Here is a 13,536-nt window from a genome sequence, read left to right on the forward strand (position 1 = left end):
CGGGAGGCGATAATGACGATCCTGAACACGGCGGTTATCGGTGCCGGAGCGATTCACGGCTGCCATGTGAATGCGTTGCGCCTGCTCCCCAACGTCGCGCTACGCGCGCTGGTCGACATCGACAGCGTCAAAGGGCTGGAGCTGGCAATGCGCTATCAGTGCCGCTTCTATCAGGATTACCGGGAAATGCTGCTGGATGATGCCATCGACGTGGTCCACATCTGCACGCCGCATTTCGAGCATAAAAGCATGATCCTGGCGGCGCTCGCCGCCGGGAAGCATGTTTTCTGCGAAAAACCGGTGGGCATGAACAGCAGCGAACTCGTGGATATCACCCGCGCCGCCGAACAGGCGTCGGGTCTGCTCGGCGTGTGCTACCAGAACCGCCTCAACCCCACCAGCCTGCGCATTCGCCAGATGCTGGAGGACGGCGGGCTGGGGAAAATGCTCAGCATTAAGGCCGTGCTGACGTGGTCACGCTCGGGCGCGTACTACACCGAAAGCCCGTGGCGCGGGCGGCTGGGAACGGAAGGTGGCAGCCTGCTGATCAACCAGGCCATTCATACCCTCGACCTGATGCAGTGGTTCGCCGGCGGCGTAACGCGCGTGAAAGGCGTGGTGGACAGCGGCGAGCTGGCGGACGTGACCGAAGGGGAAGACAGCGCGATGGCTACCCTGCATTTTGCCAACGGTGCGCGCGGCCTGTTTTACGCCAGCAACTGCAATACCACCGATTCTCCGCTTCTGATGGAGATCCACTGCGAACAGGGCTCACTGCTGCTGCATAACAACGTGCTCTGGTGCATCGCCCGCGGCGGGCGCCTCAGGCTGGCCAGCGATGACTCTCCCGACGGTTCGGTCAAAAGCTACTGGGGGCTGGGGCACGAGCAGGCGATCCGCCGGTTTTATCACGCAATCACCCACCCGGGGCACACGGATTACACCAACATACGTGAAGCCGGACATTCACTCACGCTTGTGGAGGCTATTTACCGCTCATCTCAATTAAGACAATGGATAGATATCAATAACTAGAACGTAATTTGTATTCCAGCACTCAATAAAAAACGACCCGGAAAACGGGTTAATCATTACCCTACACTGGATATTATTATGGTCAAACCAACTGAACGTAGAGTGGGTTATGGCGTAGCGCTCGGCTACGGCGTAACCGATCTTTTTGGCGGAGGCGCTTTCGCCATTATCGGCACCTGGCTGTTATTTTTTTACACCACCTATTGCGGACTCTCGGTCATTGAAGCGGGATCGATATTCGCCATTGCCCGCGTGATTGATGCGCTATTAAGCCCGATAATGGGTTATATCACCGATAACTTCGGGGATACCTGGCTCGGGCGTAAATTTGGCCGTCGCCGCTTCTTTTTATTACTCAGTTCACCGCTCATGTTTTTGTATGCCCTGCTGTGGCTGACGGACATGGGTTACTGGTACTACCTGGGCACCTACCTCTCTATTGAACTGCTGTCGGCGATGGTGCTGGTTCCCTGGGAGACCCTGGCGGCTGAGATGACGAACCGGTATGAAGAGCGTAGCCGCCTGTCCGGCGTACGGATGATCTGCTCCCAGCTGGGCGGTTTTCTTGCGGTATCCGTTCCCGGGGTGATTATGCAGTTCACGGGGAAAGATAATCCGTTTACCTATACCCTCACCGGGCTGATATTTTCCTGCGTGTTCTGCCTTGCGGTATTTATTACCTGGTACACCACCTGGGAAGCGAAGGATGTGCAGCAGGAATCCAGTTTTAAAGTGGATAACCAGCGCAGCGGCGGGCTACTGAATCACCTGAAATATCTGGTGCTGGATCTCTTTTCCTCCTTCCGTATCCGCGCGTTCCGCCTGCATATTATTATTTATATCTTTTCGTTCACGGCGATGGACGTGTTCGGTTCGGTGTTTACCTATTATGTCGTGTACTGTCTGAGCCAGGATGCGGCTGCGGTATCCGGCTGGCTGAGCATTGCGGCCTTCGCCTCGGTCCCCGGCACCTATGGGTTTATGCTGTTGCTGAACCGGCTGAATGTCACGCCGTCTGCCGCCCTGCGGCTCTCCTACGGCTGTATCTTCCTGGTGCTGGCCTTCCTGTTTACGGTCTACCTCACCAAAACGCAGGTACCGACGCTGCTGTTCTCCGCGGTCTTTATTCTGCTCGGTGCCGCCCGCTCTGGTCTCTACTATATTCCGTGGAATATCTACAGCTTCATTCCGGATATTGACGAGATGGTGACCCAGCAGCGCCGCGAAGGCATTTTTGCCGGGGTGATGGTCCTGACCCGCAAGAGCACCGTGGCGATTGCCATCATGATTATTGGCCTGGTGCTGCAGGAGGCCGGTTTTGTGAAGGGCAGCGGCGCGCAGCCTGAAAGCGCGTTGGGGGCGATTATCGGCCTGATGATCTTCGCAACGGCAGCTCTGCTGGCGGTAAGCTTCTTCACCACCTACAGGTTCAAGCTCACCCGTGAGACGCACAAGCTGCTCCTCAAGGAGATTGCGCGCCGTAAGCTGGGTGGCGATTACCGCGACTGCGACGCCAGCACCCGCGTGGTGATCAAGCAGCTCACGGGCTATGAATACGATCAGGTATGGGGAGGCGATGCCACCCGTCGGGCGGTGGGCGATGTCCGCCTGTCTACCGTGAAATAACGCGATGTACCGGACAGCGCCCGCTGTTCGGTCTGTTTTATGCCCAAAATGTGACCTCTGGCAGATTTACATCTCTTTACGCTATACTACCCGCTGAAATAATCGGCTCAACGCTACGAGCTGGTGTTCAATGTGTTTCCACACAAATGGTATCAACTCCCCTTCTGAGGATCTGGCGAGAAGCCGGATAAACTATGTTAAACAGTATTTTAGTAATACTTTGTCTGATTGCCGTCAGTGCATTTTTCTCGATATCCGAGATCTCGCTGGCCGCGTCCCGTAAAATCAAACTGAAGCTGCTTGCCGATGAAGGCAACATCAACGCCACGCGCATCCTGAAAATGCAGGAAAACCCGGGCATGTTCTTCACCGTGGTGCAAATTGGCCTTAACGCGGTCGCTATTCTCGGCGGTATCGTGGGTGATGCGGCGTTTTCCCCGGCGTTTTATAGCCTGTTTGTGCAGTACATGTCCGCCGAGCTGGCCGAACAGCTGAGCTTTATCCTCTCCTTCTCGCTGGTGACCGGCCTGTTCATCCTCTTTGCAGACCTGACCCCGAAACGCATCGGTATGATTGCGCCAGAAGCCGTGGCTTTGCGCATCATCAACCCGATGCGCTTCTGCCTGTACGTGTTCCGTCCGCTGGTGTGGTTCTTCAACGGCCTGGCAAACGTCATTTTCCGCATCTTTAAGCTACCGATGGTGCGTAAAGACGATATCACCTCTGACGATATTTATGCGGTCGTGGAAGCCGGCGCGCTGGCCGGGGTGCTGCGCAAGCAGGAACATGAGCTGATTGAGAACGTATTCGAACTGGAATCCCGTACCGTGCCCTCTTCCATGACGGGCCGTGAAAGCATTATCTGGTTCGATTTACATGAAGATGAGCAGAGCCTGAAGAACAAAGTGGCGCAGCATCCACACTCTAAGTTCCTGGTCTGTAATGAAGATATCGACCACATCATCGGTTACGTCGACTCCAAAGACCTGCTGAACCGCGTGTTGGCGAACCAGAGCCTGGCACTGAACAGCGGCGTGCAGATCCGCAATACCCTGATTGTGCCGGACACCCTGACGCTCTCAGAAGCGCTGGAAAGTTTCAAAACCGCCGGGGAAGACTTCGCGGTGATCATGAACGAATACGCGCTGGTGGTGGGTATTATCACCCTCAACGACGTCATGACCACGCTGATGGGCGACCTGGTAGGCCAGGGGCTGGAAGAGCAGATTGTTCAGCGTGACGATAATTCATGGCTGATTGATGGCGGCACGCCGATTGAAGACGTGATGCGCGTGCTGGATATCGACGAGTTCCCGCAGTCCGGAAACTACGAGACCATCGGCGGCTTTATGATGTTTATGCTGCGTAAAATCCCGAAACGCACCGACTCGGTGAAGTTCTCCGGCTACAAGTTTGAGGTGGTGGATATTGATAACTACCGCATCGACCAGCTGCTGGTAACGCGTATCGACAACAAACCGACCGTACTGGTGCCGAAGCTGCCGGATGCGGAAGAGAAGGTGTCGGCGTAACGTTCTGGCCCCCACAAACATCAACGGCTCCCATCGGGAGCCGTCTTTTTATCTACTACTACTGCATAGCACGTTGGTTAAGCCATCTCAGTTTGCAGACGCATAACCTGACGGTTGACTTCGGACATCACAGACAGGTGCTGTTTATCCTTCACTTTTGGGACAAGGATTTTGCCCTTATCAAACTCAAAAGCGCCAACATCCTTGATGTACAACCGTCCACGGAACAGGATCTTCACGTACTTCGCCACCTGAAGCGGGTTGTAGCGTTGGAAAATTTTCATTCTTGTATCTCCTGCGAATCATACGCTCTTGCGGTGCCACAATCGGCCCGACTGTCCTGAGCGCAAATTTTAATGCCCAATGACTATAGACCAGAACTACGGTGTTACCCAGTGTGCATAAGTTTATTTACCGTTTGATTACAATTATTCAGAATAATCTTTGCAAAGCGTGACTGAGCGCAGTATAAGCCGTCGTTTTTTCATGGATATGTGCGTTCACCCGCAAACTGGCATCGGGATTGCGGGAAAACCACATTGATCGCACTTATCATTAAAAGCGTATGACCAAGTGGTCGGATCACCTGCAAACAATAAGGAAACGCCATGACCCTACGTAATATCCTTGCAGCAACCTGCCTGCTGCTGCCCCTGTGGGCGAGTGCTCACAACATTGAAAAAGGACAACGTGTACCGCCAGTCGGCATTGCTGACCGGGGAGAATTGATTCTCGACAATGATAAGTTTAGCTACAAAGCCTGGAATAGCGCGCAGCTCGCAGGCAAAGTGAGAGTTGTACAACATATTGCCGGTCGTACATCTGCAAAAGAGAAAAATGCCAGCCTGGTGGAAGCGATCAAGGCCGCAAAATTCCCACACGACCGCTACCAGACCACCACCATTGTGAATACCGATGACGCCATTCCGGGCTCCGGGATGTTTGTGCGCTCAAGCCTTGAGAGCAATAAAAAGCTCTACCCGTGGTCGCAGTTTATTGTCGACAGCAACGGCGTCACCCGTAAGGCCTGGCAGCTGGAGGAAGAGAGCTCCGCGATTATCGTGCTGGATAAAGAAGGTCGCGTACAGTGGGTGAAAGACGGGGCGCTGACCCAGGAAGAGGTGCAGCAGGTTGTCGACCTGCTGCATAAGCTGCTGGCTCAATAAATAGAGACGCGGAAGCCGGGGTTGAGGAAGGATTCGCGCGGGGTGTAGTCCAGCGGCTTGCCCTGCCAGTCATGAACATGCGCCCCGGCGGCCGCAGCAACCGCATGCCCGGCGGCGGTATCCCAGACGTTCGTCGGCCCAAAGCGGGGATAGAGCTGAGCCTGTCCTTCCGCCACCAGGCAGAATTTCAGCGATGAGCCAATCGAGGTGGTCTGGTGTTCACCCAGCTGCTGCAGGTACTCCTGCAGCTCGCTGTCGCTGTGCGAGCGGCTAATCACCACCAGCGGCGGACGCGCATCGCGCACCTGGATCTGCTTGCGCACGCCGCACTCTTCTTTCCACGCCTTCCCTTCTGCAGCACCGTACATCACCTTCATGACCGGCGCGTAGACCACGCCCAGCACCGCTTTACCCTTCTCAATCAGGGCGATATTGACGGTGAATTCACCGTTGCGCTTGATGAACTCTTTTGTCCCGTCCAGGGGGTCCACCAGCCAGTAACGCTGCCAGTGCTGGCGTTCGTCCCAGCTTTGCGGCGCTTCTTCTGACAGGACGGGGATGTCCGGCGTTAAGGCCTGTAACCCTTTCAGGATCACCTTATGCGCCGCGATATCTGCCGCCGTGACCGGAGAGTCGTCCGCTTTGCTGACGACCTCCATAGGTTTAATACCGTCATACACCTGCATGATGGCATCTCCCGCATCCCGTGCGAGCTGACAAATTTTATCTAGCATTTTCCACCTCTTTGTTAACGCAGTGAGGTTAACTCTTTGTTTTAGTTATATCGTAATGTGAACAATTCCGCTATCTGTGAAGCAATTCCGGTTTCAGGTTGCTTTTTTCTGTCAGGATTCACATTTATGTAAGCAACGCGTTATAGATACATACTCTTTTGTGGCCTGGATCGAAAAAAGGACTCTTCTGATGATTAAGTTTAGCGCAACGCTCCTGGCGACGCTGATTGCGGCAAGCGTGCAGGCAGCGACGGTCGATTTACGTATTCTGGAAACGACCGATCTGCACAGCAACATGATGGACTTCGATTACTACAAAGATACCCCGACGGAAAAATTCGGGCTGGTACGCACGGCAAGTTTGGTCAATGCCGCACGTGGCGAAGTGAAAAATAGCGTGCTGGTCGATAACGGCGATCTCATTCAGGGCAGTCCGCTCGGGGATTACATGGCGACCAGGGGGCTGAAAAAAGGCGAGGTCCATCCTGTTTATAAAGCGATGAACACCCTGGACTATACCGTCGGTAACCTTGGCAACCATGAATTCAACTACGGTCTGACATACCTGCACGATGCCCTGGCAGGTGCAAAATTCCCGTACGTTAACGCCAATATCATCGACGTTAAGACCCAAAAGCCGCTCTTTACCCCTTACCTGATTAAAGAGACCGAGGTTGTCGATCGGGACGGGAAAAAGCAGACGCTGAACATCGGCTATATCGGTTTTGTCCCGCCGCAGATCATGACGTGGGATAAGGCCAACCTCGACGGTAAGGTGACCGTTAACGACATCACCGAAACCGCACGCAAATACGTGCCGGAAATGCGTGAGAATGGCGCCGATCTGGTGGTCGTTGTCGCCCACTCGGGTCTCTCCGCCGACCCGTACCAGGCCATGGCAGAAAACTCCGTTTACTACCTGAGTGAGGTTCCGGGCGTCGATGCGATCCTGTTCGGCCACGCCCACGCGGTCTTCCCGGGCAAAGACTTCGCCAGCATCAAAGGGGCGGATATCGGGAAAGGCACGCTCAACGGCGTGCCGTCGGTGATGCCAGGTATGTGGGGTGACCATCTTGGCGTGGTGGATCTGGTGCTGAATAACGACGGCGACCGCTGGAAGGTGACGCAGTCAAAAGCCGAAGCGCGTCCGATCTACGACGCGGCAGCAAAAAAATCACTGGCGGCGGAAGATAAAAAACTGGTCGACGTGCTGAAGCACGATCACGACGCCACGCGCGAATTCGTCAGCAAGCCGATCGGTAAATCCGCCGACAACATGTACAGCTTCCTGGCGCTGGTGCAGGACGATCCGACCGTCCAGGTCGTCAACATGGCGCAGAAAGCCTATGCCGAACACTTTGTGCAGGGCGATCCGGATCTGGCGAAGCTGCCGGTCCTGTCCGCCGCAGCGCCATTCAAAGTGGGCGGACGTAAGAATGACCCGGCAAGCTATGTTGAGGTCGAAAAGGGCCAGCTCACCTTCCGTAATGCCGCCGATCTCTATCTCTATCCGAATACGCTGGTAGTGGTTAAAGCCACCGGGAAAGAGGTAAAGGAGTGGCTGGAGTGTTCTGCCGGACAGTTTAACCAGATTGACCCGCGCAGCAGCAAGCCGCAGTCGCTGATTAACTGGGACGGCTTCCGCACCTACAACTTCGACGTGATCGACGGCGTGAACTACCAGATTGACGTCACCCAGCCGGCGAAATATGACGGCGAGTGTCAGGCGATTAACCCGCAGGCGGAGCGCATCAAAAACCTGACCTTCAACGGCAAGGCGATTGACCCGAATGCCACCTTCCTGGTGGTGACCAATAACTACCGCGCCTACGGCGGTAAGTTTGCTGGTACGGGAGATAGCCACATCGCCTTTGCCTCGCCGGACGAGAACCGCTCGGTGCTGGCGGCGTGGATCAGCGCGGAGTCGAAAAAGGCCGGCGAAATTCATCCGGCAGTGGACAACAACTGGCGTCTCGCGCCGATCCACAGCGATACGAAACTGGATATCCGCTTCGAAACGTCACCGTCCGATAAAGCTGCCGCGTTCATTAAGGACAAGGCGCAGTATCCAATGAAACAGGTCGCGACGGATGATATTGGGTTCGCGATTTATCAGGTGGATTTGAGCAAGTAGCGGCGATTGTGCCGGGTGGCGCTTGCTTACCCGGCCTACGGGAGGAAAGAGTACGGGTAGGCCGGGTTAGGCGAAGCCGCCACCCGGCTTTTACGCCGCACGTTCATCCCTGTTCGCCATCACCTTCGGCGTATTCACCTCAATCCAGTCCGCCAGCGCGGCGACTTTTTCGCTGACCTCGATACCCACCGGCGTCAGGCTATACTCTACGTGCGGCGGCACGACCGGATACGACACGCGGTCAACAAACCCGTCCTGCTCCAGCGCCTGGAGCGACTGGGACAGCATCTTTTCGCTCACCCCGCCCATTTTATGGCGCAGCTCGCTAAAGCGGTGCGTTCCCTGTTGAAGAGCCAGCAGGATCAGCACGCCCCAGCGGCTGGTAACATGTTTGAGCACCTCTCGTGAAGGGCACTGTTCCGCGAAAAGATTGCCATCGCGCATTTGTTCGCTGAGCGTCGGTATCGTTGTTTTCATACTTACCTTTTCGTACGTACTTACTAAAAGTTAGCTATGGTGCTAGTGTGCCATAACACCAGACAAATACGAAGGAGATGTGATGTGACATTAAAGTTATACCGCTAACATTAAAGTTGTACCGCTGAGATCGCAAAATGACATTAAAGTTGTATACTTAAATACATCAACATCGTCATCGTCCGAATGCAGCAGCTCACTGACAACTCATTCATTTGATTTCTATTTGTATGGGGAACATTACCTGCCACTTTGGCTAATGATCACCCGCAAGCCCTACTACCGGGACACGAAGCAAAAGAAGGACCTTGCATACTGTAGCTGTAGGTTTACTGCCTCATATTCGGGTTACGTTCACTGAACGCAGCTGATAGCTGACGTACATTGCGGTAATGCAGATCATGAGCAGAGGAAGAAAGCTTAAGTCCTATCAGGATTATGAGCAGGCCTTAAGTAAAGGCGTGGGATCCGGGCATATGCAAGACTATCAGCCCTGGCTAAGAGTCCAGGATGTAAAATCTCATGGTAATCGTTCGGTAGTTTTTGGTTTAAAAACCATGCGCGCGCATCACTTCATGTCCATCATTGAAAGTGATTTCTTCTATCAGGCTGAATTCAATGATTCAGTTATTGATATTCGTGAACAGTTCCCCTTATTTCCTCTTAATCTCACAGAAAAGATTGCCAGCCACATTAATGTAAAACATCCTTTTGTCATAGGCGTGAATGGCCCGCCGGTTCTTTATGTTATGACTACCGATTTTCTCCTGACCGTCAAAGAACCTAACGGCGGAATAAAATATAAGGCATATGCAGTGAAACCCGAAGGAGTGCCTACCCTCCGGGTTGCAGAAAAGCTGGAAATTGAGCGCCTTTTTTGGGCACTACATGATATTGAATTTAAAGTCTATATTGGCTCAGAACTCAATCGAATCATAAGTAAAAACATCTCCTGGGCGACATCTGCAATAAGAATGAATGCCACATGTCATGCTCATTTACCCTGTGAAGAAGTGGCCTTCGCGTTACTACCAGGAGACCACATAATTGAAGAACTCTGTTCTTCATTGGCCCGGCAATTTAATGTCGAATATAGAGATATCCTGACCGCTATCCAGATACTCATTGCCAGAAAAATCATTAAGGTTGATTTAACCACACCTATACTTGAACTCGGGGTGTTACGGGTGCTGGGCAACAACTGTTATCAGAAGGCGACTGAGCAATGGATATAACCCTGAATAGTGTATGGAAAACAACTGACACCGATGCACTCAAAACCGGTTTGTACCGTATACTCGATATGAATGGTGATATTGATACCGTCATCCTTTTCGAGCTTGAGGACAATCGTGCCAGTAAGCCATTCTTTTTTTCACTTCAGCGATTCCATCTTCTAGTCAAAACACGTGTAGTCGTTCGCTCTACTTTTGCACTTCCGTTATATATGCTGGTAGATGAAGACAGTCTTAATCAGAAAAGCAAAAGTAGACGAGATGAGAATTACAGGCTGATTCAACCACTTATCCAGAACGGCAATTTTCTCTACGACTTCACTTCGTCCAGGCGTTCACAGCTCTTAACACGCTATGCTGCAGAAGCCGGAGTTAACCCGCGGCATCTAAGGCTACTTCTGGCTCGATACTGGCGATATGGCCAAAATAGTTATGCTTTATTACCCGCCTACTCCTGCAGCGGAGCACCAGGAAAAGAACGCAATCCAGACACAATCCCTCTGGGTAAAAAAAAGAAAAATCGGGTTCTACCGATGCAACGTGCTAGCACTTACATACTGAAAAGCGCTGACAAAAAAAATATTATCAGGACGCTTAAAAAATACTATCTGAAGGTTGGGGGGTATTCCTTAACCCGCACGTATGAAGAATACCTGAAAGACTATTTCCGCGACGAAATTGAGCATGCTCGTGCAGCAAACAAGCCCCCTTGCATCCCCTCACTCAGGCAATTCAGATACTGGGGGAAAAAACGAATTCCTCAGGAGAAAAGGATACGCGCCAGAGCTACGAAATCATATTTTATGCTTAACCAGCGAGCTCGCCTTGGCTCTGCTGCAAACACAAGCACCCTGCCAGGAGATGTTTTTGAGATAGATGCCACTGTCGCGGATGTTCACCTGGTTTCCAGCCTGAATAAAACCAAAGTAATAGGCCGACCAACAATTTATACCATTGTAGACCGGGCGACCAGGATGGTCACCGGCTTGCATGTATCTCTTTACCATGCGTCCTGGCGAGCAGCCCGCCAGGCATTGGCTAACTGTTTTATGCCAAAGAAAGAGTTTTGCATGTTATTTGGCATTAGCATCTCTGAAAGGGATTGGCCCTGCTCTCACGTGCCGGTAAAACTGGTTTGTGACAACGGCGAAATGATTGGCCTTAAACCCCAAGATGTTGTAACACCGATCACAACGCTGGAATTTGCTCCCAGCTACAGGGCTGACAAAAAAAGCATCGTTGAGAGGCGTTTTGGTATTTTGAACCGGGAGGCAATTCATCCCCTTCTGGGATCAACAAGAGGCGGACTTATTGTTAAAGGAGAGCCATCTCCGACATCAAGAGCGTGCCTGACGCTGCAGGAAGTGACGAAAACGATAATTCTCGCCATTCTGGAACACAATCAGGCTATCTTTAAAGAACTCGCCTACATTAATCCACTCCTAATAGAACACGACCTTAAAATGTCCCCCCTGAATAGCTGGCTGATCAGTTTGAAAAAAAGCAGATTCAGCGCGCGCGCAATCATGGAGGATGAAGTCATTTCTAGGCTTTTGCCTCCTGAGCGTGTAAGCATTACTCCCGGTGGGCTACAGTACAACAATCTCTATTATGAATGCGAGGAAGGTCTTGCCTCGGCAGCTCGTGTTTTCGGGCAAACGAGCTGTGAAGCCCGTATCGATGACAACTGCGTTGACTTCATCTATGTCCGCCTTGATAAAAACAAACCGTTCACCCGCCATGCTCTGCTCGAAAAAAGAAATATCTTCAAGAGCATGCCACATCTTGACGCTGATGCTCTCGCCGACTGGGTGGATCTGCATAGTGAAAAGTCGCCTGTAACCACAACATCTTATATTGTGAAAGAATTCTCTGAAGCACTACAAGAGACCGGCCTGCAAAGACTGAATCACATGAAACTGCACAATAGCGCCAGGACAAAGAACATAAAGGAAAACAAAAGAGAAGAACTGAGTAAAAACGAGGTTTTGCCGAGAGTACAGGATCATAGCTTACTCCAGCTACCACAAGAAAACATCACCCTGCTACCAGGCCCTAAAGAAAAGGAAAAATGGCTGGCCACAAAAAATAACCAATATGACGCGAAGGAGGAAAAAAAATGAGAAAGGTAATCGCACGATATAATAAAGCCATACTCCCCGAGCATCGGGGAAACCCGTTAATCGAAGCATTACCGCCATTGCTTGAAGATAACGAGATTTTAATGGCTCTGAGTAATTTTCCTCCACTTGATGAAAATATCCGCTGGAATGAATCAGCGTCCGTCAGAGGACATTACGTTGACCGCATCAAACACTTCCGTTGTCCACAGACAAACTACATAGAATGCTATAAATATTTAACCAGGATTATTAGAGACGGATACGCCCCACGAAACCCACTCAAAAGCAGCACTCAACAGTACCTTCACTACTACGGGGATGAACGTCCGGAGATTGAACCCTTGGATGGATATTTTCATCCTAATGCAGATACATTGACCATAGTGGGTATCAGTGGTTCCGGTAAAACGACCATGATTGAACAGGTTCTCGGTCACTTTCCTCAGGTAATTAATCACACCCTGTATAATGGCATTTATCCCGGAGTTGGTGACCAGGTCATCTGGGTGAAGGTTAACTGCCCTTATAACGCAAGCGTCCGTGACCTCTGTGAATCTATTCTTCTCAATCTTGATAATGTACTGGGACTGGAGCCATCGCCCCCCCCCACCAGGAATGGTGCTCTGTCACGGTTGATAGCTCAGAGAATTAAAGCCGCATTTCTTGGCGTACTGGTCATTGATGAAATGCAAAGATTAAAATTCTCCAGAACTGGCGGTGAATCAACTTTAATTGATTTTCTGCATGAGATTGTCGATTCACTGGGTGTGTCACTCGTGTTTTGCGGCAACCATCCCTTTGAAGAAACCCTGACAAAAAAGCTCAGGATTGCCAGGAGAGCTGAATCAGGTGGATTTATGTACATTACACCACCGGATTTCAATACAACTGACTGGCAATCTTTTATCAACTATCTCTGGCCCCTTCAGTGGACCAATATTGTAACGCCTTTGACACAAGAACTTAATGAGACGCTTTACTTACTCTCGAAAGGCAACATTGCAGTTGCGCAAATGATTTACAGAAGAGCACAGATGATGGTGATCGGAAGTGGGAATGAAATAATTAACAAAGCCGTACTACACTCAGCGATTCCGAGGTTATCAGCCAGTTCAGAAGAATTCATCAGCACACAACTTAACGTAACAACTTTATCCTCCCGACCTGTTTCGTTTCATGTACGCCATGAAGAAAAATCATCGGCGGTGACCGTCAATAAGAACAGACAGGAGGCTTCATCGCACATAGTCGTAGGTGATCTGAGTCGACCCCAGCACATTGAACTTGCAGAACGCACCATGAAGATACTAAACGGTTTTGAGGAGAGAATGGCCTCGGTCGAATTCAGCTCAGTGTTCCGAACGCTTGCAAATGAAAATAAAAGTTTCACCCATCTGTCTGCATACGGATTACTATGTACCGAGCCAGCATTTGAATAAAAGCTGTATAATTAAAGCATCTCCACCCCACCTTA

At 51.4% G+C, this 13,536-nt stretch carries 11 protein-coding genes; 8 read left to right on the forward strand and 3 right to left on the reverse strand.

Annotation, left to right across the window (positions count from 1 at the left end; all coding sequences use genetic code 11):
- Window positions 1-12: 12 nt before the first annotated feature.
- The 3 genes from CWR52_RS09925 to CWR52_RS09935 all read left to right on the forward strand — a co-directional run bounded on the left by CWR52_RS09925 (window position 13) and on the right by CWR52_RS09935 (window position 4,193).
- A complete protein-coding gene (locus tag CWR52_RS09925) occupies window positions 13-1,035 on the forward strand; it encodes a Gfo/Idh/MocA family protein (RefSeq protein ID WP_104949546.1) in 1,023 nt (340 codons plus the stop codon).
- Between the two features lie 78 nt (window positions 1,036-1,113).
- Window positions 1,114-2,661: an MFS transporter gene (locus CWR52_RS09930; RefSeq protein ID WP_104949547.1), complete on the forward strand. Its 1,548-nt coding sequence runs from the start codon at window positions 1,114-1,116 to the stop codon at window positions 2,659-2,661.
- A 194-nt stretch (window positions 2,662-2,855) separates the two neighbouring features.
- Entirely contained in the window at window positions 2,856-4,193 is a 1,338-nt protein-coding gene (locus CWR52_RS09935; RefSeq protein WP_104949548.1) for a hemolysin family protein, read from the forward strand.
- 77 nt (window positions 4,194-4,270) lie between these two features.
- On the opposite strand, the gene CWR52_RS09940 is transcribed toward CWR52_RS09935, so the two are convergent.
- Window positions 4,271-4,477 (reverse strand): DUF1107 domain-containing protein, encoded by a 207-nt coding sequence (locus CWR52_RS09940; protein WP_008501430.1) that lies wholly within the window; start codon window positions 4,475-4,477, stop codon window positions 4,271-4,273.
- Window positions 4,478-4,801: 324 nt separating this feature from the next.
- Here CWR52_RS09940 and CWR52_RS09945 point away from each other — a divergent pair, with 324 nt between their 5' ends.
- Window positions 4,802-5,359, forward strand: coding sequence for a YtfJ family protein (locus CWR52_RS09945; protein ID WP_104949549.1), 558 nt, complete (start codon window positions 4,802-4,804; stop codon window positions 5,357-5,359).
- Here the strand turns inward: CWR52_RS09945 and cysQ are convergent.
- Window positions 5,353-6,093, reverse strand: a complete 741-nt coding sequence (gene cysQ, locus CWR52_RS09950) for a 3'(2'),5'-bisphosphate nucleotidase CysQ (protein ID WP_104949550.1) — start codon at window positions 6,091-6,093, stop codon at window positions 5,353-5,355. The two genes, CWR52_RS09945 and cysQ, sit on opposite strands and share 7 nt — an antisense overlap.
- Window positions 6,094-6,283: 190 nt before the next feature.
- Between cysQ and CWR52_RS09955 the strand changes: the two genes are divergently transcribed.
- A complete protein-coding gene (locus CWR52_RS09955) occupies window positions 6,284-8,227 on the forward strand; it encodes a bifunctional 2',3'-cyclic-nucleotide 2'-phosphodiesterase/3'-nucleotidase (protein ID WP_104949551.1) in 1,944 nt (647 codons plus the stop codon).
- Between the two features lie 90 nt (window positions 8,228-8,317).
- On the opposite strand, the gene CWR52_RS09960 is transcribed toward CWR52_RS09955, so the two are convergent.
- Window positions 8,318-8,704 carry a winged helix-turn-helix transcriptional regulator gene (locus CWR52_RS09960; RefSeq protein WP_104949552.1) on the reverse strand — a complete coding sequence of 129 codons (387 nt, stop codon included), beginning with the start codon at window positions 8,702-8,704 and terminating at the stop codon, window positions 8,318-8,320.
- A 401-nt stretch (window positions 8,705-9,105) separates the two neighbouring features.
- On the opposite strand from CWR52_RS09960, the gene CWR52_RS09965 reads away from it, so the two are divergent.
- Genes CWR52_RS09965 through CWR52_RS09975 form a run of 3 tightly spaced genes read left to right on the forward strand, consistent with a single transcriptional unit; the run spans window position 9,106 to window position 13,501 of the window.
- On the forward strand, window positions 9,106-9,939 hold the full coding sequence (locus CWR52_RS09965; RefSeq protein ID WP_104950906.1) for a TnsA endonuclease N-terminal domain-containing protein: 834 nt from the start codon (window positions 9,106-9,108) through the stop codon (window positions 9,937-9,939).
- Entirely contained in the window at window positions 9,930-12,062 is a 2,133-nt protein-coding gene (locus CWR52_RS09970) for a DDE-type integrase/transposase/recombinase (protein WP_104949553.1), read from the forward strand. Before CWR52_RS09965 ends, CWR52_RS09970 begins: the two co-directional genes overlap by 10 nt.
- Window positions 12,059-13,501, forward strand: a complete 1,443-nt coding sequence (locus CWR52_RS09975) for an ATP-binding protein (protein WP_104949554.1) — start codon at window positions 12,059-12,061, stop codon at window positions 13,499-13,501. The genes CWR52_RS09970 and CWR52_RS09975 overlap by 4 nt, the downstream gene beginning before the upstream one ends.
- Window positions 13,502-13,536: the final 35 nt, after the last annotated feature.

Origin of the sequence: Enterobacter sp. SGAir0187 (assembly GCF_002952735.2) — a bacterium.
Taxonomy (GTDB): domain Bacteria; phylum Pseudomonadota; class Gammaproteobacteria; order Enterobacterales; family Enterobacteriaceae; genus Enterobacter; species Enterobacter quasiroggenkampii.